This is a genomic window from Streptomyces sp. NPDC039423, assembly GCF_055598725.1.
In genome coordinates this window covers 367,237-391,949 of record NZ_JBVKAH010000001.1, presented here as the reverse complement: position 1 = coordinate 391,949, position 24,713 = coordinate 367,237, and the positions used below count along the sequence as shown (strand labels likewise).

At 73.9% G+C, this 24,713-nt stretch carries 22 protein-coding genes; 13 read left to right on the top strand and 9 right to left on the bottom strand.

Features of this window, described 5'->3' with window-relative positions; translation table 11 throughout:
• The first annotated feature begins 41 nt into the window (after positions 1-41).
• On the top strand, positions 42-1,061 hold the full coding sequence (locus tag ACZ7LK_RS01685; protein WP_469464902.1) for an aspartate-semialdehyde dehydrogenase: 1,020 nt from the start codon (positions 42-44) through the stop codon (positions 1,059-1,061).
• Between the two features lie 130 nt (positions 1,062-1,191).
• Here ACZ7LK_RS01685 and ACZ7LK_RS01680 read toward each other — a convergent pair whose 3' ends face one another.
• Positions 1,192-1,743 carry a DUF1203 domain-containing protein gene (locus tag ACZ7LK_RS01680; RefSeq protein ID WP_392274756.1) on the bottom strand — a complete coding sequence of 184 codons (552 nt, stop codon included), beginning with the start codon at positions 1,741-1,743 and terminating at the stop codon, positions 1,192-1,194.
• Positions 1,744-1,855: 112 nt separating this feature from the next.
• Between ACZ7LK_RS01680 and pepN the strand changes: the two genes are divergently transcribed.
• The 5 genes from pepN to ACZ7LK_RS01655 all read left to right on the top strand — a co-directional run bounded on the left by pepN (position 1,856) and on the right by ACZ7LK_RS01655 (position 7,747).
• The gene (gene pepN / locus ACZ7LK_RS01675; RefSeq protein WP_471137900.1) at positions 1,856-4,417 is read left to right on the top strand and encodes an aminopeptidase N; all 2,562 of its coding nucleotides are present in this window, start codon (positions 1,856-1,858) and stop codon (positions 4,415-4,417) included.
• A gap of 295 nt (positions 4,418-4,712) precedes the next feature.
• The gene (locus ACZ7LK_RS01670) at positions 4,713-6,368 is read left to right on the top strand and encodes a sensor histidine kinase (RefSeq protein WP_469464899.1); all 1,656 of its coding nucleotides are present in this window, start codon (positions 4,713-4,715) and stop codon (positions 6,366-6,368) included.
• A complete protein-coding gene (locus ACZ7LK_RS01665) occupies positions 6,365-6,772 on the top strand; it encodes a roadblock/LC7 domain-containing protein (RefSeq protein ID WP_073751149.1) in 408 nt (135 codons plus the stop codon). The genes ACZ7LK_RS01670 and ACZ7LK_RS01665 overlap by 4 nt, the downstream gene beginning before the upstream one ends.
• Positions 6,769-7,146, top strand: coding sequence for a DUF742 domain-containing protein (locus ACZ7LK_RS01660; protein WP_392274753.1), 378 nt, complete (start codon positions 6,769-6,771; stop codon positions 7,144-7,146). Before ACZ7LK_RS01665 ends, ACZ7LK_RS01660 begins: the two co-directional genes overlap by 4 nt.
• Positions 7,127-7,747, top strand: coding sequence for a GTP-binding protein (locus ACZ7LK_RS01655; protein WP_392274752.1), 621 nt, complete (start codon positions 7,127-7,129; stop codon positions 7,745-7,747). The genes ACZ7LK_RS01660 and ACZ7LK_RS01655 overlap by 20 nt, the downstream gene beginning before the upstream one ends.
• Before the next feature lie 239 nt (positions 7,748-7,986).
• On the opposite strand, the gene wrbA is transcribed toward ACZ7LK_RS01655, so the two are convergent.
• Complete coding sequence (gene wrbA, locus ACZ7LK_RS01650) at positions 7,987-8,601, bottom strand: NAD(P)H:quinone oxidoreductase (RefSeq protein WP_471137897.1); 615 nt, start codon at positions 8,599-8,601, stop codon at positions 7,987-7,989.
• 140 nt (positions 8,602-8,741) lie between these two features.
• Between wrbA and ACZ7LK_RS01645 the strand changes: the two genes are divergently transcribed.
• Positions 8,742-9,374, top strand: coding sequence for a TetR/AcrR family transcriptional regulator (locus ACZ7LK_RS01645; RefSeq protein ID WP_392274750.1), 633 nt, complete (start codon positions 8,742-8,744; stop codon positions 9,372-9,374).
• A 41-nt stretch (positions 9,375-9,415) separates the two neighbouring features.
• Here ACZ7LK_RS01645 and ACZ7LK_RS01640 read toward each other — a convergent pair whose 3' ends face one another.
• The 3 genes from ACZ7LK_RS01640 to ACZ7LK_RS01630 are packed head-to-tail and all read right to left on the bottom strand — an operon-like array spanning position 9,416 to position 12,249.
• Positions 9,416-10,318, bottom strand: coding sequence for a LysR substrate-binding domain-containing protein (locus tag ACZ7LK_RS01640; protein WP_469464898.1), 903 nt, complete (start codon positions 10,316-10,318; stop codon positions 9,416-9,418).
• A gap of 26 nt (positions 10,319-10,344) precedes the next feature.
• Positions 10,345-11,298: a DMT family transporter gene (locus ACZ7LK_RS01635; protein WP_469464897.1), complete on the bottom strand. Its 954-nt coding sequence runs from the start codon at positions 11,296-11,298 to the stop codon at positions 10,345-10,347.
• A 24-nt stretch (positions 11,299-11,322) separates the two neighbouring features.
• Complete coding sequence (locus ACZ7LK_RS01630; RefSeq protein ID WP_471137894.1) at positions 11,323-12,249, bottom strand: EamA family transporter; 927 nt, start codon at positions 12,247-12,249, stop codon at positions 11,323-11,325.
• A 105-nt stretch (positions 12,250-12,354) separates the two neighbouring features.
• Here ACZ7LK_RS01630 and ACZ7LK_RS01625 point away from each other — a divergent pair, with 105 nt between their 5' ends.
• A complete protein-coding gene (locus ACZ7LK_RS01625; protein WP_392274747.1) occupies positions 12,355-12,870 on the top strand; it encodes a MarR family winged helix-turn-helix transcriptional regulator in 516 nt (171 codons plus the stop codon).
• Between the two features lie 124 nt (positions 12,871-12,994).
• On the opposite strand, the gene ACZ7LK_RS01620 is transcribed toward ACZ7LK_RS01625, so the two are convergent.
• From ACZ7LK_RS01620 to ACZ7LK_RS01610, 3 genes are read right to left on the bottom strand one after another with little or no spacing between them, the layout of a single operon-like run.
• Positions 12,995-13,222, bottom strand: coding sequence for a hypothetical protein (locus tag ACZ7LK_RS01620; protein ID WP_392274746.1), 228 nt, complete (start codon positions 13,220-13,222; stop codon positions 12,995-12,997).
• 20 nt (positions 13,223-13,242) lie between these two features.
• Entirely contained in the window at positions 13,243-15,354 is a 2,112-nt protein-coding gene (gene malQ, locus ACZ7LK_RS01615; protein WP_469464895.1) for a 4-alpha-glucanotransferase, read from the bottom strand.
• A complete protein-coding gene (locus ACZ7LK_RS01610; protein WP_471137891.1) occupies positions 15,355-15,624 on the bottom strand; it encodes a hypothetical protein in 270 nt (89 codons plus the stop codon). It abuts the gene before it with no gap.
• A gap of 269 nt (positions 15,625-15,893) precedes the next feature.
• Here ACZ7LK_RS01610 and ACZ7LK_RS01605 point away from each other — a divergent pair, with 269 nt between their 5' ends.
• Positions 15,894-18,845, top strand: a complete 2,952-nt coding sequence (locus ACZ7LK_RS01605) for a beta-N-acetylglucosaminidase domain-containing protein (protein ID WP_392274743.1) — start codon at positions 15,894-15,896, stop codon at positions 18,843-18,845.
• A gap of 119 nt (positions 18,846-18,964) precedes the next feature.
• Here the strand turns inward: ACZ7LK_RS01605 and ACZ7LK_RS01600 are convergent, their stop codons facing one another.
• The gene (locus ACZ7LK_RS01600; RefSeq protein ID WP_073751115.1) at positions 18,965-19,498 is read right to left on the bottom strand and encodes an HNH endonuclease; all 534 of its coding nucleotides are present in this window, start codon (positions 19,496-19,498) and stop codon (positions 18,965-18,967) included.
• Between the two features lie 234 nt (positions 19,499-19,732).
• Here ACZ7LK_RS01600 and ACZ7LK_RS01595 point away from each other — a divergent pair, with 234 nt between their 5' ends.
• From ACZ7LK_RS01595 to ACZ7LK_RS01580, 4 genes are all read left to right on the top strand, one after another.
• Complete coding sequence (locus ACZ7LK_RS01595; protein WP_392274878.1) at positions 19,733-20,797, top strand: mechanosensitive ion channel family protein; 1,065 nt, start codon at positions 19,733-19,735, stop codon at positions 20,795-20,797.
• Between the two features lie 282 nt (positions 20,798-21,079).
• Positions 21,080-22,249: an ROK family transcriptional regulator gene (locus ACZ7LK_RS01590; RefSeq protein WP_469464592.1), complete on the top strand. Its 1,170-nt coding sequence runs from the start codon at positions 21,080-21,082 to the stop codon at positions 22,247-22,249.
• A gap of 192 nt (positions 22,250-22,441) precedes the next feature.
• Positions 22,442-23,770 (top strand): ABC transporter substrate-binding protein, encoded by a 1,329-nt coding sequence (locus tag ACZ7LK_RS01585; RefSeq protein ID WP_471137889.1) that lies wholly within the window; start codon positions 22,442-22,444, stop codon positions 23,768-23,770.
• Complete coding sequence (locus tag ACZ7LK_RS01580) at positions 23,767-24,708, top strand: carbohydrate ABC transporter permease (RefSeq protein ID WP_471137888.1); 942 nt, start codon at positions 23,767-23,769, stop codon at positions 24,706-24,708. The genes ACZ7LK_RS01585 and ACZ7LK_RS01580 overlap by 4 nt, the downstream gene beginning before the upstream one ends.
• The last annotated feature ends 5 nt before the right edge of the window (positions 24,709-24,713 follow it).

Here is a 24,713-nt window from a genome sequence, read left to right as displayed (position 1 = left end):
CCCAGGCCGCCAGGCCCGCAAGCACGTACGGAGGAGTCCCCGTGAAGGTCGGAATCGTCGGAGCCACCGGTCAGGTCGGCACGGTCATGCGCAAGATCCTCACGGAGCGGAACTTCCCGGTCGACGAGCTGCGGCTGTTCGCCTCCGCCCGCTCCGCGGGCACCGTCCTGGACGGGGTGACCGTCGAGGACGCCTCCACCGCCGACTACACCGGTCTGGACATCGTGCTGTTCTCCGCCGGTGGCGCCACCTCGCGGGCGCTGGCCGAGAAGGTCGCCTCGCAGGGTGCCGTGGTGATCGACAACTCCTCCGCCTGGCGCCGGGACCCCGAGGTGCCGCTGGTGGTCTCCGAGGTGAACCCGCACGCGGTCAAGGACCGCCCCAAGGGGATCATCGCCAACCCGAACTGCACGACCATGGCCGCGATGCCGGTGCTCAAGCCGCTGCACCAGGAGGCGGGCCTGACCGCCCTGGTCGCCACCACGTACCAGGCCGTCTCCGGCTCGGGCCTGGCGGGCGTCGCGGAGCTGGACGGCCAGGTCAAGGCCGTGGCCGAGAAGGCCGCCGAGCTCACCCACGACGGTGCGGCCGTGGCGTACCCGGAGCCCGGCGTCTACAAGCGCCCGATCGCCTTCAACGTGCTGCCGCTGGCCGGCTCGATCGTCGACGACGGTTCCTTCGAGACGGACGAGGAGCAGAAGCTCCGCAACGAGTCCCGCAAGATCCTGGAGATCCCGGAGCTGAAGGTGTCCGGCACGTGCGTGCGCGTCCCGGTCTTCTCCGGCCACTCCCTCCAGGTCAACGCCCGCTTCGCGCGTCCGATCAGCGTGGAGCGCGCCCACGAGCTGCTGAAGGACGCCGAGGGCGTCGAGCTGTCCGAGATCCCGACCCCGCTCCAGGCGGCCGGCAAGGACGTCTCCTACGTGGGCCGCATCCGCGTGGACGAGACGGTGGAGAACGGCCTGGCGCTGTTCCTGTCGGGCGACAACCTCCGCAAGGGCGCCGCGCTGAACGCGGTGCAGATCGCGGAGCTGGTGGCCGAGGAGCTCAGGAGCGCCTGACGCCGTCGGTACGGCGGGGAGGGCGGCTCACCCGGGCGGGTGGGCCGCCCTTCGCCGTACCCGCCGCTCCTCCCCCGTGGCCGGGGTCCTCACGCCGTGGCCCGGGTCCTCACGCCCGTGGCCCGCGTCCTCACGCCGGGCGTGCGGCGGGGACGGCGCCGGGTGCGGCGGGGTCGTCGCCGGGGCGGCGTACCTCGAAGTGGAAGCAGCCGTACTCCACGGCCCTGACGTGCACGAGCGCGACGGCCGGGTCGGCGAAGGCGTCGGCGAACGCCCGGTCGAAGGCCTCGGTGGCGTCCTCGGGAACCTCCAGGAGCCGACCGCCGACGATCCGCCCGCCGGCGTCGTAGCGGCGGACGGTGCGCAGCGCGCCGGGGCGTGCGAAGGGGTAGCCGTCGCTCCCGTCCGCGGGCCCGGCGCACGCCTCGGCGTGGATGAAGACCGGGCCCTGTTCGTCGTACGCGCCGGGCGCGGCCCCCGTTTCGGCGGCCCAGCGGCGCAGCGGGGCGTAGGAGACGAGCGCGACACGCTCCCCGGGCTCGGAGAGCCGCAGGCAGCAGCGCAGCGGGGAGCCGCCCTCCTCGTCGGCGCGCGGGGCGAGGGGGCGGCCCGCGTCGTCGGTGCCGCGCAGGTCCCGCACGGTGGCGGGGTCGATGGGGCGTGCGGTGTACGTGGTCGTCATGCGACCAGCGTGGGGGTACGGCACCCGGGGGCGCTGGCGGTAATGGGTCATCGTGTTCCGCACCCGTCGTGGAAGGATGGCCGGAAACGTCACACAACGAGGAGATGACCGGGTGCCTGGCACGAACCTGACCCGTGAAGAGGCCCAGCGGCGGGCGGAGCTGCTGACCGTGGACTCGTACGAGATCGACCTCGATCTCAGTGGCGCGCAGGAGGACGCGACCTACCGGTCCGTGACCACCGTGCGCTTCGATTCCGCCGAGGACGGGGCGGAGTCGTTCATCGACCTGGTGGCGCCGGCCGTGCACCAGGTGGTGCTGAACGGCAAGGCGCTGGACGTGGCCGCCGTGTTCCGGGACTCCCGCATCGCGCTCAAGCACCTGCACCGGGGCCGCAACGAGCTGAAGGTCGTGGCGGACTGCGCGTACACGAACACCGGCGAGGGCCTGCACAAGTTCGTCGACCCGGTCGACGACCAGGTGTACCTGTACACCCAGTTCGAGGTGCCGGACGCGCGGCGGGTCTTCGCCAGCTTCGAGCAGCCGGACCTGAAGGCGACGTTCCGGTTCACCGTGAAGGCCCCGGCCGGCTGGACGGTCATCTCCAACAGCCCGACGCCCGAGCCCGTGGACGACGTCTGGGCCTTCGAGCCGACGCCCCGGATGTCCACCTACGTCACGGCGCTGATCGTCGGCCCGTACCACGCGGTGCACAGCACCTACGAGAACGGCGGCCAGGTGGTGCCGCTGGGCATCTACTGCCGTCCGTCGCTGGCCGAGTACCTGGACGCGGACGCGATCTTCGAGGTGACGCGGCAGGGCTTCGACTGGTTCCAGGAGAAGTTCGACTACGCCTACCCCTTCGCCAAGTACGACCAGCTCTTCGTGCCGGAGTTCAACGCGGGCGCGATGGAGAACGCGGGCGCGGTGACCATCCGCGACCAGTACGTCTTCCGTTCCAAGGTCACGGACGCGGCGTACGAGGTGCGGGCCGAGACCATCCTGCACGAGCTGGCGCACATGTGGTTCGGCGACCTGGTCACCATGGAGTGGTGGAACGACCTGTGGCTGAACGAGTCGTTCGCCACCTACACGTCGATCGCCTGCCAGGCCGCGGCGCCCGGCTCGCGCTGGCCGCACTCGTGGACGACGTTCGCCAACTCGATGAAGACCTGGGCGTACCGGCAGGACCAGCTCCCGTCCACGCACCCGATCATGGCCGAGATCAACGACCTGGACGACGTCCTGGTCAACTTCGACGGCATCACCTACGCCAAGGGCGCCTCGGTGCTCAAGCAGCTCGTGGCGTACGTCGGCGAGGACGCCTTCTTCCGCGGCGTGCAGGCGTACTTCAAGCGCCACGCCTACGGCAACACCCGTCTGTCGGACCTGCTGGGCGCGCTGGAGGAGACCTCCGGGCGCGACCTGCGGACCTGGTCCAAGGCATGGCTGGAAACGGCCGGTATCAATGTGCTGCGCCCGGAGATCGAGGTCGACGGCGACGGGGTGATCACCTCCTTCGCGGTCCGCCAGGAGGCCCCGGCGCTGCCGGCCGGCGCGAAGGGCGAGCCGGTGCTGCGGCCGCACCGGATCGCGATCGGCCTGTACGAGCTCCAGGACGGCAAGCTGGTCCGTACGGACCGGGTGGAGCTGGACGTCACGGCGACCGAGCGGACGGAGGTGTCCCGGCTGGTCGGCACGCGCCGTCCGGCGGTGGTGCTGCTCAACGACGACGACCTGTCGTACGCCAAGGTCCGGCTGGACGAGGTGTCGCTGGAGAACGTCACCGCGCACCTGGGCGACTTCACCGAGTCGCTGCCGCGCGCCCTGTGCTGGGCGTCGGCCTGGGACATGACGCGGGACGGCGAGCTGGCCACGCACGCCTACCTGGAGCTGGTGCTGTCCGGCATCGCCAAGGAGTCGGACATCGGCGTGGTGCAGTCGCTGCACCGGCAGGTGAAGCTGGCGCTGGACGTGTACGCGGCGCCCGAGCGGCGGGAGGCGGCGCTGGGGCGCTGGACCGAGGCCACGCTGGCCCACCTGCGCACCGCGGAGCCGGGCAGCGACCACCAGCTCGCGTGGGCGCGGGCGTTCGCGGCGACCGCCCGCACGCCGCAGCAGCTCGACCTGCTGTCGGGCCTGCTGGAGGGCACGGAGACGATCGACGGCCTGGTCGTCGACACCGAGCTGCGCTGGGCGTTCGTGGAGCGGCTGGCCGCCACGGGTGTGTACGACGAGGCGGAGATCGCCGCGGAGTACGAGCGGGACCGCACCGCGGCGGGCGAGCGGCACGCGGCCACCGCGCGGGCGGCCCGGCCGACCGAGGAGGCCAAGGCCGAGGCGTGGGCGTCGGTGGTCGACTCCGACAAGCTCCCCAACGCCGTGCAGGAGGCGGTGATCGGCGGCTTCGTCCAGACCGACCAGCGCGAGCTGCTGGCCCCGTACGCGGAGCGGTACTTCGCGGTGGTCAAGGACGTGTGGGAGTCCCGGTCGCACGAGATGGCCCAGCAGATCGCGGTGGGGCTGTACCCGGCGCTCCAGGTGTCCCCGGAGACCCTGGAGGCCACGGACGCGTGGCTGGCGAGCGCCGGGCCCAACGCGGCGCTGCGGCGGCTGGTGTCCGAGTCGCGGTCGGGCGTGGAGCGCGCGCTGCGGGCGCAGGCGGCCGACGCGTAACACCACCGGTACGGACGTCCGCCCCGGCCCCGGGTCCACCGGGTCCGGGGCGGCTTCGTGTCCGGGTCCGGGGCGGGCCGGGGGTGCCGTGCCGGGGCGGGTCCGGGTGCCGGGGCAAGGCGGTCCGGGTGCCGGGGCAAGGCGCTCCGGGTTCCGGGGCGGGGAGGGGCCAACTCCCGGGCCAGGGCGGGACGTCCGCATGCTGACCCGCTGTCAAGAGGCGTGCACGACAACCGATAAGCTTCCGGGCCGTTGTGTCCTTTGATCTTTCGCTTTCGATCGTTTAAGGGTTCTGATGGTTCGAGAGGGATCGTCGCCCGGTAGTCCAGGGCCCGCCTCACCCGTCATATGGGCGTTGCCCGCCATCGTGATCGCAGCGGGCACCGCCGTCGCCGTGGCCCTCGTCGCCGCACCCGCCCGCACCCCGGTCGGCTGGCTCGGGGCGGCCGCCACCGCGGTGGCCGCGCTCGCCTGCGCCGTGGCCGCCCGGCGCGGCCGGGAACTGGCCTCCCTGCGCGCCGAGGTGGCCGAGCAGCGGACCGCCCTCGCCCGGCAGGAGGCGGAGACGGTACGGCTCGCCGACACCCTGCTGCCGGACGTCGTGCGGCGGCTGCGCGAGGGCGAGTTCCCCGAGGACGTGCTCGCCTCGCTGGAGGCCGCCGACTCCTACGGGCCCGGGCTCACGCCGGAGTTCCGGTCCGCCCACCGGGCGGTGCTGCGCTCGGTGCTGGACGCGGTGGTCGCCGAGGAGGACCTGCGCGAATCGGCGCAGCGGGCCTTCGTGAACATCGCGCGCCGCGTCCAGGCCATCGTGCACCAGCAGGCCCAGGAGCTGCGGGACATGGAGGACCGGCACGGGCAGAGCCCGAGCGTCTTCGGCGACCTGCTGCGGCTCGACCACGGCACCGCGCTGATCGGCCGGCTCGCCGACTCCATCGCCGTGCTCGGCGGCGCGCGCCCGGGCCGCCAGTGGAACAAGGCCGTGCCGCTCTACAGCGTGCTGCGCGGCGCGATGTCCCGGATCATCGACTACCAGCGGGTCGAGCTGCACTCGGTCTCCGAGGTCGCCGTCGTCGGCCCCGCCGTCGAACCCCTCATCCACGCGCTGGCCGAGCTCCTCGACAACGCCACCCGCTACTCGCCGCCGCAGACCAAGGTCCATCTGACCGCGGTGGACGTGAACGCGGGCATCGCCGTCGAGATCGAGGACGGGGGCGTCAGCATGAGCGAGGAGGCCCGGAACAGGGCCGAGCGCATGCTGCGCCAGGCCCAGCAGGGCATCGACCTCAACGATCTGGGCGAGACGCCCCGGCTGGGTCTGGCCGTGGTGGGCCGGCTGTCACAGGCGTACGGCTTCCAGGTCTCGCTGCGGTCGTCCGCGTACGGCGGTGTCCGCGCGGTGCTGGTGGTCCCGCAGGACCTGATCACCACCACCTCGGCCGCCACCGGGCTCGCCCACGGCATCGGCACCTCCTCCGGGCCCCGGCGGGCCCTGGCCCCGGCCGCGCGGGAGGCGGCCGGGCAGCCCTCCGGCCCCGCCCGCCCGGTGACCGGCCCGACCGGCCCCGTCCCCGCACCGCACCCGGCCGGCCCGTCCGACCACGGCGGGCCGCTCGTGACCGAGCGGACGCCCAGCGGTCTGCCCCAGCGGCGGCGCAAGACCCGGGTGACCGCCCCGGCCCGGCCCGACGCACCCGGCGGGACCGCGGAGACCACCGGGACCACCGCGCTTCCCGGGACCGCCGTGACCACCGGGACCACCGCCGTGACCGGCGGGAGCACCACCACGACCACCCGGACCGCCACCACCGCGCCGGAGCCCGCGCCCCAGGTGCAGCCCGGCATGTGGCTGGCCGCCTTCCAGAGCGGCCTGGCCGGGGAACGCCAGACCGGCGCAGACCAGAACAGCGACGCCTCGCCGGCCCCGGCGAGCAAGGGGGAACAGCCATGAGTCAGCAGCGGCCCGACATGGACTGGATGCTCAAGGACCTGGCCGAGAGCGTTCCGCAGACCCGCCACGTCATCGTGCTCTCCGCCGACGGCCTGCGCATGGCGCAGTACGGCGCCGAGACCGACACCGCCGACCGGCTGGCCGCCGCCTGCGCCGGCCTCCAGAGCCTCGCGGGCGCCGTCGCCGCCGAACTGCCGCACAGCGAGGGCCGGATGCGGCTCGTGGTGATCGAGATGGACGGCGGCTTCTTCTACCTGATGGCGGCCGGCGCCGGCGCGTACCTCGCCGTCCTGGCCGACGAGGGCGTCGACGCCGGTCTGATGGGCCAGCGGATGCGCGACCTGGTGGCACGGATCGGAGAGCACCTCAGCAGCCCGCCCCGCCGCGACGGGCAGCCCGCGTGAGCGACCCCGACCACCGGCGCGGTGACGACCACGACTGGGAGGACGGCAGCCCCGAGCGGCTGTACGTGATCACCGGTGGCCGCAGCGGCTCGTTAGGGTCCGCCCCGCTCGACCTGGTCACGCTGATCGTGGCCAGGTCGGGCCCCAGGCCCGGGATGCAGCCGGAGCACACGGCGATCATGCGGATGTGCCAGGCGCCGCTGTCGGTGGCCGAGATCTCCGCGTACCTCCTGCTGCCGGTGAGTGTGGTGACCGTCCTGGTGGGCGACCTGCTCGCCGACGGGCACGTGCTGGCGCGCGAGCCCGTCGCACCGGCCCGACTCCCCGACCTGGCACTGATTGAGGCAGTGATCGATGGACTTCAGAAGCTCTGAGCCGCCCGCCGGCCCGCGCTCCGCGGACGCCCTCCCGGCGACGGCCGCCGCCGCCGTCAAGGTGGTGGTCGTCGGCGGCTTCGGGGTGGGCAAGACGACCCTGGTCGGCTCGGTGAGCGAGATCCGGCCGCTGACCACCGAGGAGACGATGACCCAGGCCGGGGTCGGCGTCGACGACATCGCGGGCGTGGAGCGCAAGAGCTCCACCACCGTGGCGATGGACTTCGGGCGGATCAGCATCAACGAGGAACTGGTGCTGTATCTCTTCGGCACCCCCGGCCAGGAACGCTTCTGGTTCCTGTGGCGGGGCCTGTTCGAGGGCGCCCTCGGTGCCGTGGTGCTGGTCGACACCCGCCGCCTGGAGGTCAGCTTCGACGTGATCGGCAGGCTGGAGGAGCGTGGCGTGCCGTTCGTCGTGGCCGTCAACTCCTTCCCCGGAGCGCCCGAGCACCCCCTGGAGGAACTGCGCGGCGCCCTCGACCTGCCCGGGTCCGTACCGATCGTCGTGTGCGACGCCCGGCGCCGCGACTCCAGCCGTGACGTCCTGATGACGCTGATGCGCTACCTGCACTCCCTCGCCGTGACCCCGGAGGCCTCGTGACCGGTTGAGCACCGGTGCGGCCGTGGGCCAGCCGGTCAGCCGCGTCCAGCGGGCGCGCGGGGCGGCGGCGCCGCGTTCGGTGAGTGAGCCGTGGAGGCGCATGCGGGCGACGCTTCCGGGGAAGGCGGCGAGGCGGACGTGGGTGGCCCCGGCCGGGGCGGGCAGCGCGAAGCGGAGGCGGGGGTCGAAGGTCATGCACCGACCGTCCCGCAGCCCGACCCGTCAGGTCGGGAGTTCCGTCACTCGCCGCTCGGTCCCGCCGAAAGGAGGCGCCGGGTGATCCCGGCCAGGCGCCGCCCCTGGTGCCGGGCGGCCGCGAGGACCTCGTCGCCGGGCGCTCCCCCGCGGGAGGCGTGGGACGTGCCGTAGGGGTTGCCGCCGGCCGCGTAGACCGCGGGATCGGTGTACCCGGGGGACACGATCAGCGAGCCCCAGTGGTGGAAGGTGTTGTAGAGGGCGAGCAGCGTGGACTCGTTGCCGCCGTGGGTGTTGGCGGCGCTGACGAAGCCCGTGGCCGGCTTGTCGGTGAAGGTGCCCTGCTGCCACAGCCCCCCGGTGGTGTCGAGGAACTGCTTGAGCTGCGAGGAGATGTTGCCGTACCGGGTCGGGGTGCCGAAGGCGTAGGCGTCGGCCCAGGAGAGGTCGTCGAGGGTGGCCACCTCCAGATGCCGGGTGGCGTCGGCGTGTTCGCGCCAGGCGGGCAGCGCGTCGATGGCGCTGTCCGGCGCGAGTTCGGGAACCCGGCGGAGGCGGACCTCCGCGCCGGCCTTCTCGGCCCCCTCGGCGACGGCCTCGGCGAGCGTGTGCACGTTGCCGGTGGCGGAGTAGTAGATGACGGCGATCTTGGGAGGCATGGCCGGACCCCTTCGCGAAGTGCTGAGCGGATCGCTATCCGCTTGCTGACGCCCCGAGACTAAGCGGATAACTATCCGCACGACAAGGCCCGCCGGGCGAGAAACGGATAGCTTTCCGTTACCGGCGCTATGCTGGAACCATGGACGAGCCGCAGCGTGCCCGCCTCCCGCTCGCGGGCGGATCCCCCGCAGGCCGGGCGGGGCGCGCCGAGCGCGCGGACGCGGCCGACAACCGCCGCCGCATCCTGGAGGCGGCCGCGCGGATCGTCGCCGACAAGGGACCGGACGCCCTGACCATGAACGCGGTCGCCCATGAGACGGGCATCGGCGTGGGGACGGTCTACCGGCGCTTCGGGGACGTGGCCCAACTGCTGTTCGCCCTGCTCGACGAGCGCGAGAAGCGGTTCCAGGAGGCGTTCATGACCGGCCCTCCGCCGCTGGGCCCGGACGCGCCGCCGCTGGAACGGCTGCGCGCCTTCCTGCACGCGCTGGCCGACCGCGTCACCGACCAGCTCGACATGATGCTCGCCGCCGAGACGGCCGCGCCCAGCGCCCGCTACAGCAGCGGGGCGTACGCGACCATGCACACCCATGTGACCGTGCTCGTCACCCGCGTCCGGCCGGAGGCCGACGCCTCCCTGCTGGCCCACATGCTGCTCGCCCCGTTCATGCCGAGCCTGACGCACCATCTGACGCGGGACGCCGGGCGGACGGTGGACGAGATCAAGGCCGCCGCCGACGAGCTGCTCCGGGGCCTGGCCCACCCCCGCTGACCGGCCGCCCGCCGGACTCCGCGACCACGCCCCACCGGCGGCTACCGCCGCGCCGCCACCTCCCGCAGCGCCGCCACGAGCCGGGCCACCGCCGGGGCCGCCTCCGCGCCCCGCCGCACCGCCGCCACGACATGGCGGCGCGGCTGGTCCGCCTCCAGCACCCGCGTCAGCACCCCCGACGCGCGGTCGGCGGCCACCATGCGGGGCACCAGCGCGATGCCCATCCCGGCCTCCACCATCGCCAGGATCGCCGTCCACCCGGCCGCGGAATGCGCCTGCTCCGGCACGAACCCGGCCGCCTCGCAGGCCGCCCTGGTGATCTCCGACCAGGGCCCGCTGCCCCCGAAGATCCACCGCTCCCCCGACAGGTCGGCCAGCCGCAGTCCCGGCGCCCCCGCCAGCGCGTGCCCGGCCGGCAGCGCCACGTCCAGCGGATCGGCAAGCAGCGGCAGACGGCTGAACTCGGGGTCCCGGGCCGTCGGCGCGTGCGCCGCCAGCGACAGGGCCAGGTCCACCTCGCCGGCCGACAGCAGCGCGTACGCCTCGGCCGCCTCGGCCTCCCGCACCCGGACCTCCAGGCCCGGGTGCGCGGCCCGCAGCCGCAGCACGGCCGGCACGACCAGCGCGGGAACGGCGGTGGAGAACGCCCCCACCCGGACCTCCCCCGCCTCGCCCTGGAGGTAGCCGGCCAGCTCGGCGTCGGCCCGCTCCAGTTGCGCGAACACCGCCTCGGCGTGCCGCAGCACCAGGTGCGCCGCGTCGGTGAGCCGCACCCGCCGCCCGTGCGCCTCCAGCAGCCGCACCCCGAGCTGCCGGGACAGGTTGGTGAGCTGCTGGGACACGGCCGAGGGGGTCATCAGCAGTGCCTCCGCCGTCGCGGTCACCGTGCCGCGGTCGCGCAGGGTGCGGAGGATCCGGAGCTTCTTGATGTCCCACTCGGTCATGTCCGGCAACCTACCCACGCCCCGGGTCACCTCCCCCGGGCCGTCCCCAGGACCACGCCGCCGAGGATCAGCGCCATGCACAGGAACTGGAGCGGGCCCATCGCCTCACCGAGCAGCGCCCAGGACAGCACCGCCACGCACACCGGCTGGAGGTAGTACACGACCCCCGCGCGGGCGGCCCCGATCAGGCCGACGGCCTTGTTCCACGCGAAGAACGCCACCGCCGAGGAGAAGACCCCGACGTACACCAGCGGCCCGGCCGTACCGGCCGTGGGCGTGAACCCGCCCTGGACGGCGAGGCTCGCCCCGTACGCCGGCAGCAGCATCAGCGCGCCGAGCGCGAAGGTGGCGAACAGGAAGGCGGGGCCGCCGAGTTCGGCGGGCCGCCGCTTCAGCAGGGCGCTGTAGGAGGCGAAGCAGACGGCGGCGGCCACGATCCACAGGTCGCCGGCGGCCAGGTCCGGCACCAGGGAGCCGTTGCCGACCAGGAGCAGCACACCGGCGCAGGCGATCCCCATGCCGGTCACGCGGCGCGGCCCGAGCCGGGCGCCGCCCAGCTTCTCGTACACCGCCATCAGGACCGGGGAGGCGGCCATGACCATGCCCATGGTGCCGGCCGAGGTGGTCAGCCCGGCCTGGTTGACGAGGGTGTTGTAGACGGTGACGCCGAGCAGTGACGCGAGGGTGACGAAGCCCAGGTGGCGCCGTACGGCGTGGCGCTGCCGCCAGGCCTCGCGGGCGGCGAAGGGGGCGACGGCGAGGATCGCCACGATCCAGCGCCAGAAGGCGGCCTGGACGGGCGGCACCGCGTCGTGCAGGGCGCGGGAGGCCACGAAGCTGCCCGACCACACGACCGTCGCGAGGGCCGCGAGCAGGAGGCCGGGCCCGAAGGCCCGGCCGGCAGCGCCCCTCGCGCTCGTCGATCGGTCGGCATGGACGCGGTCCTGTACTGCCACGGTCTCTCCCCCCTCGTCCCCCATGGACGGGGGTGCCGGTTGCGGGAGCTACCGTCGCACCACCGGAGTCGTCAGGTCCATCGAAACTTTTTCACCGGTACGTTCAGCAGAACTGAACGATGAGCGGGGCGTCCACTGTCCGGCGAGCGTCGCCCCGAAGGCGATGGCCATGCCGGCGAGCTGGACGGGGCCCAGCGCCTGCCCGAGCACCGCCCAGCCGATGACGGCCGCGGTGATCGGCGAGAGCGGTCCGAGGAGCGTCACGGAGGTGGCGGGGAGGCGCTCGATGCCCCGCAGCCACAGCCAGTACGAGACGGCGGTGTTGGCCAGCGCGAGGTACGCGTAGCCGGCCACGCCCCGGCCGTCGAGGGCCGGCGGGGCGCCTTCCACCAGGAAGGCCACCGGCGCGATCAGCAGCCCGCCCGCGGTGAGCTGCCAGCCGACCATGGCCAGCGGGCCCACCCCCTCGGGCCGGCCCCAGCGCTTGGTGAGCACCGTGCCCGCCGACATGGACGCCGCGGAGGCGAGCCCCGCGGCCACCCCTACGAGGTCGAAGGCCCCGCCCGCCTTCAGGACCACCAGGCTCACCCCGAAGGCGGCGGCGACGGCCGCCAGCAGGGCCCGGACGGTCGGCCGCTCCCCCAGCAGCAGGGCGGCGAGACCGACGACGAAGAGCGGCCCCACCGACCCGACGACCGCGGCCAGCCCGCCCGGCAGGCGGTAGGCGGCGAGGAACAGCAGCGGGAAGAACGCGCCGATGTTGAGTGCCCCGAGCACCACCGACTTCCCCCACCAGACCCCGCGCGGCAGCGTCCGGGTGAGCGCCAGCAGGGCCAGCCCGGCGGGCAGGGCACGCATCAGACCGGTGAACAGCGGCCGGTCGGCCGGGAGGAACTCGGTGGTGACGGCGTAGGTCGAACCCCAGGAGATGGGCGCGAGTGCGGTGAGGCCGGTGACGACGGCTCTGCGTGACATGGTCTTCCCCCTTGAAGTAACTCGGCTCTAAGTAGCTTAGCGCTAAGCTACTTAATCGCAAGCATCTTTCTTGCGAACGAGGGAAATCCGGCCCACACTGCGGCCATGACCACATCGGCACCCGCGCCCCAGGACCCCGTCGACGCGATCACCGCACAGTGGGCGGTCGTACGCCCCGACCTGGACACCGCCCCCATGGCGGTCCACGGGCGGATCTACCGGCTGAGCAACGCCATGGCCGCGCGGATGGACAAGGCGTACGCGCCCTTCGGCATCGCCCGCGGTGAGTTCGACGTCCTGGCGACGCTACGGCGCTCGGGTGAGCCGTACACGCTCTCCCCGCGCGAGCTGTCGGCGACGCTCATGCTGACGACGGGCGGCATGACGGGGCGGCTGGACAAGCTGGAGCGGGCCGGGCTGCTGAGCCGCAGCCCCGACCCGCATGACCGGCGCGGCCTGCGCGTCACGCTCAGCGAGCGCGGCCGGGCACTGGTGGACGAGGCCGTCGCGGCCGGACTCGCCGTCCAGCGCGAGGCGCTGGAGGCCGCCGGGCTGGACGCGCGGGAGACCGAGCTCCTGTCGGGCCTGCTGCGCAGGCTCCTCCTGGCCACGGGCGCCTGACCCGGGGGGAGTCCGGGGGCGGGAACGCCGACGGCCCGGGCGGTACGGGGTACCACCCGGGCGGGCCGGCGAGAGGGCCCCGGGGACGCGCCGAGGCGCCCCGGGGCCGACGGGCCTTAAGAAGTCACGCCTTCTTGGAGCGGTCGAGCACCATCACCAGACCGGCGATCACCGCGAAGAGCACGATCGGGGCGGCGACGTACAGGCCGAGGGTCTCGGCCACGCTCAGGCCGGAACCCGGGTCGTCACCGTCGTCGCGGGTGAGCGCGAGCGCGGGGGACGACATGAGCAGCATCATCAGCGTCGTACCGGCCGCGACGGCGCCGGTGCGCAGGGCGTTCTTCTTGTCCACGGTGCAAACGTAGCGAACGCCTAGACGCCCCGCGCGTCCGGGGGTGCCGTGGAGGGGCGCAGCACGTCCATCAGGGCGTGCAGCCGCGGGGAGACGGCCAGCTCCTCCAGGGTGACGGGGCGGCCCTCGGCGTCGGCGATCGGCAGCCGCCAGTTCGGGTACTGGTCCCAGGTGCCGGGCAGGTTCTGCGGGCGGCGGTCGCCGACCGCGTCCGGGAGCCACACCCCGGTCATCCGGGCGGGGGTGCGGCGCAGGAAGCGGTGGACGGCGCGGATCTCGGCCTCCTCGTCACGCGGGCCCGGCTCCAGCAGTTCCAGCTCGCGGAGGTACGCGAGCCACTCGGCGATCTCCTCGGCGTCCTCGGCGCGCTCCTCCTCCAGGGGGCGGGTCAGCAGCCCCAGCCGGTGCCGCAGACCGACGTGCTCTCCGGTGAGCCGGGCGGCGGTGGACGGCAGGTCGTGGGTGGTGGCGGTGGCCACGCAGTCGGCCCGCCAGGTCCCGGGCGGCAGCGGCCGCCGGGTGCCCTCCCAGTCGCGTTCGAACCACAGCACGGAGGTGCCGAGGACTCCGCGCCGCTGGAGGGATTCCCGTACGCCCGCCTCGACCGTGCCGAGGTCCTCGCCGATCACGACGGCGCCGGCCCGGTGGGCCTCCAGGGCGAGGACGGCGAGCATGGCGTCGGCGTCGTGACGGACGTACGTCCCCTCGGTGGGCGGACGGCCCTCGGGCACCCACCAGAGCCGGAACAGCCCCATGACGTGGTCGATGCGCAGCGCGCCCGCGTGCCGCAACAGTCCGCGCAGCAGGTCCCGGTAGGGGGCGTACCCGGCGGCGGCCAGCGCGTCGGGACGCCAGGGCGGCAGACCCCAGTCCTGGCCACGGGCGTTGAAGGCGTCCGGCGGGGCGCCCACGGACATCCCGGTGGCGAACGCGCCGGCCTGGGCCCAGGCGTCGGCGCCGTCCGGGTGCACGCCCACGGCGAGGTCGTGGACGATCCCGACGGAGAGGCCCGCGTCCCGGCCGGCCCGGGCGGCGGCACCGAGCTGTTCGTCGGTGAGCCAGGCGAGCCGGCAGTGGAAGTCGATCCGGTCGGCCAGCTCGTCCCGCTCGCGCGCGGTGGCGGCCGAGCGCGGGTCGCGCAGGCCCTCGGGCCACTGCCGCCGGTCGGCGCCGTACCGCTCGACGAGGGCGCACCAGGTGGCGTGGTCCAGCAGGGCCTGGCCCTGGGCGGCGCGGAACTCCCGGAAGGCGGCCTGCCGCCCGGGGCCGAGCGGCACCCGCCGGAGCAGCTCCAGGGCCCGGCGCTTGAGCACCCACACCGCGTCGCGGTCGATCAGCTCGCCCTTGCGGAGCACCCCTTCGCGCAGTTCCGCCGCCCGCCCGGTGAGCACGTCCAGCTCGGCGCGGTCCTCGCCGCGCACGTACGCGTACTCGGGGACGTCCTCGATCCGCAGGTGCACCGGGTCGGGGAAGCGCCGGGAGGAGGGGCGGTACGGGGACGGGTCGGTGGGCGTGCCGGGCACGGCCGCGTGCAGCGGGTTGACCTGGACGAACGCGGCTCCCAGGTCGCGGCCGGCCCACTCGGCCAGTTCGCGGAGGTCGCCGAGGTCGCCCATGCCCCAGGAGCGGGTGGACAGCAGCGAGTAAAGCTGGACGAGCAGCCCGTACGTGCGGCCGGGGGGCTGGGGCACGCGCGCGGGGGCGACGACGAGGGTGCTGTGCGCGGTGCGCCCGTCCCGCGCCCGGACGTCGAGCCGGTGCACACCGAGAGGCAGCCGCTCCCAGCGGGGCGTGCCGGAGATCTCGTCACCGTGCTCGGTGGTGATCCGCAGGTCGGTGCCCGGCGGGAGCGCCGTGAGGGGGCGGGGCAGTTCGTACGGGCGGACCTGGGGCGGGGTGCCCTCGCCCGGGTCGTCCTGCCACAGGACCAGCGTCGGCGGCAGCAGCCGCGCGTCCCGGGCCGCCTCGGTGGCGGCCAGGGACGCGCGCAGCGCCTCGGGCGTGGTGGCGTCGACGTCCAGGGCGGCGAGGACCTGCACCACCGTGGCGTCGGGGACCGGGACGGTGACGCCCGCGGACGGGGAGTACGCGGTGGCGACACCGTGCAGCGCGGCGAGCCGGGCAAGGGTCATTCAGGCTCCTGGGGACTCCGGTCCGCCGGCCGCGCGGTGTGCGGTCGGCTCGCTGGTGAGGGGGGTGAAGTCGGTGAGGGCGGGTTCGCTGGTGAGCGGGGCGGCGCCGGCGAGCGGCGGTTCGCTGGTGAGCGGGGTGCCGACGGCCGGCAGCCCGGTGAGGGGGCAGAAGCCGGGGCCGTGACCGGTGTCGGGACGGTCGGCGACGGGCGCGGGGCCCGGGACCTGTTTGGAGAGGGCGGAGAGCAGGAGCTGTGCCGAAGCGGCCACGGGGGCCTCCTTGTACGGGTGACGGTGGGACACAGCAGCCCTACCCAGCGGGCGGCCGCACATCCGCACAACGTGGCGTCGGTCACATCGCCCGGCCATGGCGGGAGTCGGGCCGCACCCCGCGCCCCGGTAGGCAAATACGACACAACGGCCACGCACATTGACACCTTCGGCGAGTCGGTGGTGGGCTCGAAACCGACCGGTTCGGCCATCGTTCCGGCCACCGGCAAAGCTACTCGCAGAACAACGCAAGACGAGGGGAGACGCGCGTGCAGTTCGGGCGCTTCGGCCGCGGCAAGCGGACCGCGACGGCCGTCGCCGTCGCCGTGATCGGCGGTCTGCTGGGCGGCGCTCCCGGTGCGCTGGCCGCGCCCGGCGAACCCGGCTCCCCCACCACGGCCGTCCCCGGGCGGGACGGCGGCGCCCTGCCCGCGGTGTGGCCGCGCCCGCAGTCGCTCCGGGCGGGCGGGACCGCGGTGCCGCTCGGCGACGAGGTGACGGTCCTGCCGGGCGAGGGCGCCGACCCGTACGCGGTGGGCGCGCTGGAAGACGTCCTGCGGGACGCCGGGGTGCGGACGGTGCACACCGGGCCGGGCGGGCGCGGGCCGGTGGTGCTGCTGGGCGGCACGGCCGCCGGGGCCGCGCTGCGGGCCCTGCGGGCGCCCGAGCGGGGCGACCTGCCGGCGGGGGGCTACCGGATCGCCACGGGCCGGTACGAGGGCCGGGACACGGTCGCGGTGGACGGTGTCGGCGGGGACGGGCTGTTCCACGCGGTCCAGACGCTGCGCCAGCTCATAGCCGCCGGCCGCACGATCCCCGGGGTCCTCGTGCGCGACTGGCCCGGGACCGCGGTGCGCGGCCTGGCGGAAGGTTTCTACGGCCGGCCGTGGAGCCACCAACAGCGGCTGGCGCAGCTCGACTTCATGGGCCGCACCAAGCAGAATCGGTACCTCTACGCGCCCGGCGACGACCCGTACCGGCAGACCCAGTGGCGCGAGCCCTACCCGGCCGCGCAGCGGGCCGAGTTCCGGGAGCTGGCCGAGCGGGCCCGGCGCAACCATGTGACGCTGGCGTGGGCGGTGGCACCCGCCCAGTCGATGTGCCTGGCCTCGGACGAGGACATGACCGCGCTCCGCCGCAAGGTCGACGCGATGTACGCGCTCGGGGTGCGCGCCTTCCAGGTGCAGTTCCAGGACGCCTCCTACGACGAGTGGCACTGCTCCAGGGACGCCGACACGTTCGGTTCGGGACCGGCCTCGGCCGCCCGGGCGCACGCGCGCGTGGCGACGGAGCTGGCCCGGCACCTGGCCGGCCGCCATCCGGACGCCGCGCCGCTGACCCTGATGCCGACCGAGTACTACCAGGACGGCGCCACCGAGTACCGCACGGCGCTGGCCGCGGAGCTGGACGACCGGGTGCAGGTGGCGTGGACGGGGGTCGGCGTGGTGCCCCGTACGATCACCGGCCGGGAACTGGCGGGGGCGCGCGACGCGTTCGGGCACCCGCTGGTGACGCTGGACAACTACCCGGTCAACGACTACGCGCAGGACCGGGTCTTCCTCGGGCCGTACATGGGCCGTGAACCGGCCGTCGCGGCCGGTTCGGCGGCCCTGCTGGCCAACGGGATGGAGCAGCCGGCCGCGTCCCGCATCCCCGTCTTCACCGCCGCCGACTACGCCTGGAACCCCAAGGGCTACCGCCCCGGGGAGTCCTGGCACGCCGCGCTCGATGACCTGGCGGGCGGCGACCCGGCGGCCCGAGCGGCGCTGCACGCGCTGGCCGGGAACGACGCCTCGTCGATCCTCAGCCGCACCGAGTCGGGGTATCTCCGTCCGCTGCTGGCCGACTTCTGGCGGACGCGCGCCAGCACGACGGCCGACGCGAAGGCCCGGGACCGGGCGGCCGGCGAGCTGCGTGCGGCGTTCACCGTGATGCGCCGGGCGCCCGAGCGGCTGGCGGGCACGGCGGACGGGCTGCTGGACGACGAGGTGGGCCCGTGGCTGGAGCAGCTCGCGCGGTACGGCCGCGCGGGCGAGGCGGCCGTGGACATGCTCCAGGCGCAGTCCCGGGGCGACGGGGCGGGCGCCTGGCGGGCCTCGCTGGAGCTGGAGCCGCTGCGCAAGGAGCTGGCGTCCAGCCCGGTCACGGTCGGCGAGGGGGTGCTGGACCCGTTCCTGACCCGGGCGGTCCGGGAGGCGGCCCGGTGGACGGGCGCGTCCCGCGACGCGGGCGGCGTCACGCACGAGGACGGGGCCTACACCGTGCGCCTGGACCGGGCCCGGCCGCTGGACACGGTCACCGCGATGACGGCGCCGGGGCCGGGCCCTGGCCACGGCTCCGTGGAGGCGCACGTCCCGGGCCAGGGGTGGCGGCGGCTGGGCGCCCTGTCGGGCAGCGGCTGGACGCAGGCGGCCGCGCGGGGGCTCACCGCCGACGCGGTACGGATCACCTGGACGGGCCGGTCCCCCGGGGTGCGGGCCCTGGTGCCCTGGTTCGCCGACGAGCCGCAGGCCCGGCTGGACCTGCCGCACGCCGAGACGGACGCGGTGATCGGCGGCGCCCCGCGCCGGGTCGACGCGGTGCTCGCCGCGCAGCGGCCGGGCGAGGTGCACGGCACCCTCACGGCGAAGGCGCCGAAGGGCCTGAAGGTCACCGTCCCGAAGCGGACCACCGTCCCGCGCGGCACGGCGGCCACCGTCCCGGTCGACGTCACCGTGCCGGCGGGCACCCCGGCGGGCGAGTACCGGGTGCCGCTCACCTTCGCGGGGCAGGAGCGCACGCTGACCGTCCGGGCCTACCCGGCGACCGGCGGCCCGGACCTGGCCCGTACGGCGAGGGCGTCCTCGTCGGGCGACGAGACCTCCGACTTCCCGGCGTCGGCCGCCCTCGACGGCGACCCGGCCACCCGCTGGTCGTCCCCGGCCGAGGACGGCGCCTGGTGGCAGCTCGAGCTGCCCGCACCGGTCCGGCTCGGCCAGGTGGTGCTCCACTGGCAGGACGCCCACGCGGCGAAGTACCGCATCCAGGTGTCGCCGGACGGCCGCACCTGGCGCACGGCGGCCACCGTGCGGGACGGCAAGGGCGGCCGCGAGGCGATCCGCATGGACGCCCCCGGCACCCGCTTCGTCCGCGTCCAGGGCGACGCCCGGGCGACCGAGTACGGCTACTCGCTCTTCACGGTCGAGGCCTACGCGGTCACCCCGCCGCCCCCCGGCGAGTGAGGCGAAGGGGCGCGGCGGGTGCCGAGAGGGAGAACGCGCGGAGGCCCCGAGGGACGAGGGGTCGAGCACGATCGACCGTCGGCACACGCTGGAGCGCCCCGGAGCCGAACCGAGCCCTTCTACGAGACGCGATCGATGCGGGCCATCGCGTCGTCCGCTCCGTACGGCTGGAGGTAGGGCAGCCAGCGGGGGTCGCGGTGGCCGGTGCCGATGATGCGCCAGGCCAGGCCGGTCGGCGGGGCGGGCTGCTGGTGGAGCCGCCAGCCCAGTTCCCGCAGGTGGCGGTCGGCCTTGACGTGGTTGCAGCGGCGGCAGGCCGCCACCACGTTCTCCCAGGCGTGCTGTCCGCCGCGGCTGCGCGGTACGACGTGGTCGACGCTGGTTGCGACGCCACCGCAGTACATGCAACGCCCGCCGTCGCGGGCGAACAGGGCTTTGCGGGTCAGAGGAACGGGCCCCCGGTAGGGGACCCGTACGAACCGTTTGAGGCGCACCACACTGGGCGCGGCGATGGCACGGGTCGCGCTGTGCATGAAGGCGCCGGATTCCTCGAGGCAGATCGCCTTGTTCTCCAGGACGAGGACGAGCGCGCGGCGGAGCGGTACGACGCCGAGGGGTTCGTACGACGCGTTGAGGACCAGGACGTGCGGCACGGGTGCCTCCTTGTACGCCGGCGGCGCGTGGCTCGCGCCGGGACGATCTGCTCTCAGTCTCTCCTCATGCCAGGTCGAAGCGCCACCACGTACCGGTAACGGGCCCGAAGTGTTTTCGACCACACCGGGATCATCCCCAGGTGAGACACAGCTCTCCCTCGAACACGGCAACGAAGCACCCCCGGTGCCCCGTTAATGTAATTGGTTAGTTTGTCCATCCTGGAGGTTCCCGCCGTGCTCTGGTCCGCCGTTCCGGCTGCCGACCCCACACCCGCGCCGGTGTCGCTCGACGAAGCCGCCAAGCAGGCCGGCGAGGCCGCCGGCTGGGTGGAGCAGAACTGGTCCACCTGGTTGAGCACCGGTCTGCGCATCCTGCTGATCCTGGCCGTGGCGGTGGTGCTGCGGCATCTGGTCCGCCGGGCCCTGACCAAGCTGATAGAACGCATGAACCGCAGCGCCCAGGCGGTCGAGGGGTCCGCCCTGGGCGGGCTGCTGGTGAACGCGGAGCGCCGCCGGCAGCGCTCGGAGGCCATCGGTTCGGTGCTGCGCTCGGTCGCCTCGTTCCTGATCATGGGCACCGCCGGGCTGATGATCCTGGGCGCCTTCAACGTGAACCTGGCGCCGCTGCTGGCCTCGGCCGGTGTCGCGGGTGTCGCCATCGGTTTCGGCGCCCGCAACCTGGTCACCGACTTCCTCTCCGGCGTTTTCATGATCCTGGAGGACCAGTACGGGGTCGGGGACTCGATCGACGCGGGGGTCGCCTCCGGCGAGGTGATCGAGGTCGGCCTCCGGGTGACCAAGCTGCGCGGCGACAACGGTGAGATCTGGTACGTCCGCAACGGCGAGATCAAGCGGATCGGCAACCTGAGCCAGGGCTGGTCCACGGCGACGGTCGACGTGACGGTCCGCCCGACGGAGGACCTGGACACCGTCCGTTCCGTGATCTCGGAGGTGGGGGAGTCCCTCGCCAAGGAGGAGCCGTGGAACGAGCGCCTCTGGGGCCCGGTCGAGGTGCTGGGCCTGAACGAGGTGCTGCTGGACTCCATGACGGTCCGGATAGCGGCCAAGACCATGCCGGGCAAGTCGCTGGGCGTGGAGCGGGAGCTGCGCTGGCGGATCAAGCGGGCCTTCGACGAGGTGGGCATCCGTATCGTGGGCGGCCTTCCGGCGGCGGTGACGGAGGATGCCCCGAAGGACCCGACGGCCGGGATGGCGGCGCCGTCCGCCTTCGCCTCGACCACCTCCCCGCAGTCGGTCGCGGCCACCCCGCTGACCCCGCCGGCGAACCTGGCGAAGTAGGACGCGGGGACAGCACCCGTACGAGGACGACGAGGGGCGCCCCGGCTTCACGGCCGGGGCGCCCCTCGTCGTCGTCTCCGTCGACCTCGTCCTCGTCTTCGCCGACCTCGTCTTCGCCGTCGTCCCGGTCGTCGTCCACACCGGGGTCTTGACGCGTCCCTGACGGCCGTCCTACCGTCTCCGCACCCGACAGGAAACTTTCCTAACAGTACGAGGCTGGTGCTCCCCGCCGTGACCGCAATCTCCGGGACCACCCCCGGCACGCCCCGCCTCCTGCGGGCCATGAACGACCGGGCCGCGCTCGACCTGCTGCTGGAGCACGGGCCCCTGTCCCGGACCCGGATCGGGAAGCTGACCGGGCTGTCCAAGCCGACCGCGTCCCAGCTCCTGGCACGGCTGGAGGCGGCGGGGCTGGTCGTGGCGACCGGGGTGACCGAGGGGCGGCCGGGGCCGAACGCGCAGCTCTACTCCGTCAACCCGCGCGCCGCGTACGCCGCCGGCCTGGACGTGAACCCCCGGCGCATCCGCGCGGCCGTCGCCGACGTGACCGGGGCGGTGGCCGGCGAGTTCGAGCTGGCGACCCCGAAGAAGGCGGCCGGGGACGTCGTCCGGCAGGTCACCGAGGCGCTGGACGGTGCCGTGAAGGCGGCCGGGATCACCCGCGGCGAGGTGCGCCGGCTGGTGATCGGCACGCCCGGAGCGTTCGACCCGTCGACCGGCCGGCTCCGGTACGCCTCGCACCTCCCGGGCTGGCACTCCCCCACCCTGCTGGACGAGCTGGCCGCCGCGCTGCCGATGCCGGTCGAGTACGAGAACGACGTGAACCTGGTGGCGGTGGCCGAGCAGCGGCTCGGGGCGGCCCGGGGGCACCAGGACTTCGTCCTGCTGTGGAACGAGAGCGGTCTGGGCGCCGCCCTGGTGCTGGGCGGCCGGCTGCACCGCGGGTTCACCGGCGGCGCCGGCGAGGTCGGCTTCCTGCCGGTGCCGGGCGCCCCGCTGGTGCGGCAGGTCACCAAGGCCAACAGCGGCGGCTTCCAGGAACTGGCCGGCGCCCAGGTGCTGCCCCGGCTGGCCCGCGAGTACGGCGTCGAGGACGTGCCGCGCGCGGAGCGCGGGGAGCACGCGGAGGCCGCCGCCGAGCTCGTCCGCCGGGCGGCGGCGGCCGGCACCGGCCCGTACGCCCGGCTCCTCGACGCCTTCGCGACGGGGCTGGCCACCGGCCTGGCCTCGCTGGTCGCCGTCCTCGACCCCGAGCTGGTGGTGCTGTCCGGCGAGGTGATCACCGCCGGGGGCGAGGCGCTGCGCGAGCGGGTGCGGGCCGAGCTCGGCGAGCTGGCCGCTTCCCGGCCGCGGCTCGTCCTCGGCGGCGTACGGCGGCACCCCGTGCTGCGCGGGGCGCTGGAGAGCGCGCTGTCGGCGACGCGCGACGAGGTCTTCGACACCTCCCGCTGAAGGCACCTCCCGCCGAAAGACACCTCCCGCTGAAAGACACCTCCCGCTGAAGGCACCTCCTACTGAAAGGCACCTCCCAGCAGGGCCCTCCTCCCTCCATCCCCTCGTCCCCAGCCCCCCGGAAACCCGCAAAACCCGCAAACCTCCGCCAACCTCCGCAAGCCCCCGCCGACCCCTCCCAGGAGTCCCGTCATGAACCGCACAACCCTGGGCGTGCTGGCCTCGGCCGCCGCCATAGCCCTGCTCACCTCCGCCTGTACGGGCTCGTCCGGGCCGGCCGCGAGCGACGATCCGAACGCCCGGGTCACGCTGACCTTCTGGCACGGCTGGTCGGCACCGGGTGAGGTGAAGGCGGTGGAGGCCGCCATCGACCGGTTCGAGGCCGCCCACCCCAACGTCACGGTGAAGGCCGTCCCCAACATCACCGACGACAAGATCCAGCAGGCGCTGCGGGCCGGCGGCTCGAACGCCCCGGACGTCGTGTCGTCGTTCACCACCGACAACGTGGGCAAGTTCTGCTCCTCCGGCGCCTTCGCCGATCTGGCGCCGTTCGTCCAGAAGTCGGGCCTCGACCTGGAGAAGACGTTCGCGCGGCCGCGGCTGGACTACACGCAGTTCGAGGGCAGGCGCTGCACGCTGCCGCTGCTGGGTGACGCGTACGGGCTGTACTACAACAAGGACGCCTTCGAGGAGGCGGGGATCACGGCCCCGCCGAAGACGTGGAGCGCCTTCGACGAGGCCGCCCGGAAGCTGACGAAGACGAAGGGCGACTCCTACGAGCGGCTCGGCTTCATGCCGAACTTCCACGGGTACGAGAGCACCCCGGGCCACCTGGTCGCCCAGTGGAGCCCGGCGTACTTCCACGAGGACGGCACGTCGGCCGTCGCCGACGACCCCGCCTTCGCGGCCATGTTCACCTGGCAGAAGAACCTGGTCGAGAAGCTGGGCGGGTTCCGGAAGCTGGAGGCGTACCGCAGCACCTTCGGTGACGAGTGGGGCGCCAAGCACCCCTTCCACACCGGCCAGGTCGCCATGCAGCTCGACGGCGAGTGGCGTCTGGGCATGACCGCCGACGCCGAGGTGCCCTTCGAGGTGGGCGTGGCGCCGCTGCCGGTCCCCGACGACCAGGCCGCCGACTACGGCAAGGGCTATCTGTCCGGGACGATCGTGGGGATCGCCGCCACCAGCCGGAAGCAGAACGCCGCCTGGGAGTTCGTGAAGTACCTGACCACCGACACGGACGCGGTGGTCGCCTTCGCCAACGAGCTGCGCAACGTGCCCTCCACCAATGCCGCGCTCGCCTCGCCGAAGCTGAAGCTGGACCCGCGCTTCAGGACGTTCCTGGACATCGCCCGGCACCCGAAGTCCAGCACCACCCCGGCGTCCGTCAACGGCGGCGCCTACCAGGTGACGCTCCAGGACTTCGGCTACCGGTACGAGGCGGGGAAGGTGGCCGACCTCAAGGCCGGCCTGGAGGAGACGGCCGCGCGGATCGACACCGACATCGAGAAGGCGAAGTGACGGCCCATCCGCTCCGGGCCAAGCGGGTCCGGGGCAGGCTCCGTACCCTCGCCTTCCTCTCCCCCTGGCTGGTCGGCTTCGGCATCTTCTTCGCCTATCCGCTGGTCTCGACCGTGTACTTCTCCTTCATGGATTACGACGGTTTCCGGGCGCCGGTCTTCAACGGCCTGGAGAACTGGACGTACGTCCTGACCGACTACCCGGCCTTCTGGCCGTCGATGGCGAACACGCTGTGGCTGGTCCTCGTGATGGTCACCTGCCGGGTCGTGTTCGGGCTCGGCACCGGGCTGCTGGTCACGAAGATCAAGACGGGGGCCGGGGTCTTCCGGACCCTGTTCTACCTGCCGTACCTGGCCCCGCCGGTCGCCGCCACCCTCGGCTTCGTCTTCCTGCTCAACCCCGGTACGGGCCCGGTCGACGCCCTCCTCACCGGCCTGGGACTGCCGTCCCCGGGCTGGTTCAACGACCCCGCCTGGTCCAAGCCGGCGCTGACCGTGCTGGCGGTGTGGGGCGTCGGCGACCTGATGGTCATCTTCATGGCCGCCCTGCTCGACGTGCCCAAGGAGCAGTACGAGGCGGCCGAGCTGGACGGGGCGTCGGCGGTGCAGCGCTTCCGGTACGTGACGCTGCCCGCCATCTCCCCGATCGTGCTGTTCGCGGTGGTCACGGGGGTCATCCAGACGATGCAGTACTACACCCAGCCCCTGGTGGCCGGGAAGGTCGCCTCCGGCGTCATCGGCAACAGCGGCCAGCAGGTCGAACCGGGCTACCCGGAGCAGTCGACGCTGACCCTGCCCCAGCTCGTGTACAACCTCGGCTTCCAGCGCTTCGACTACGGATCGGCCTGTGTCGTCGCCCTGGTGCTGTTCGCCCTCGCCATGGCCTGCACGGCACTGCTGATGCGGCGCCGCGGCGGTCTCGTACAGATGGGTGACTGACCGCC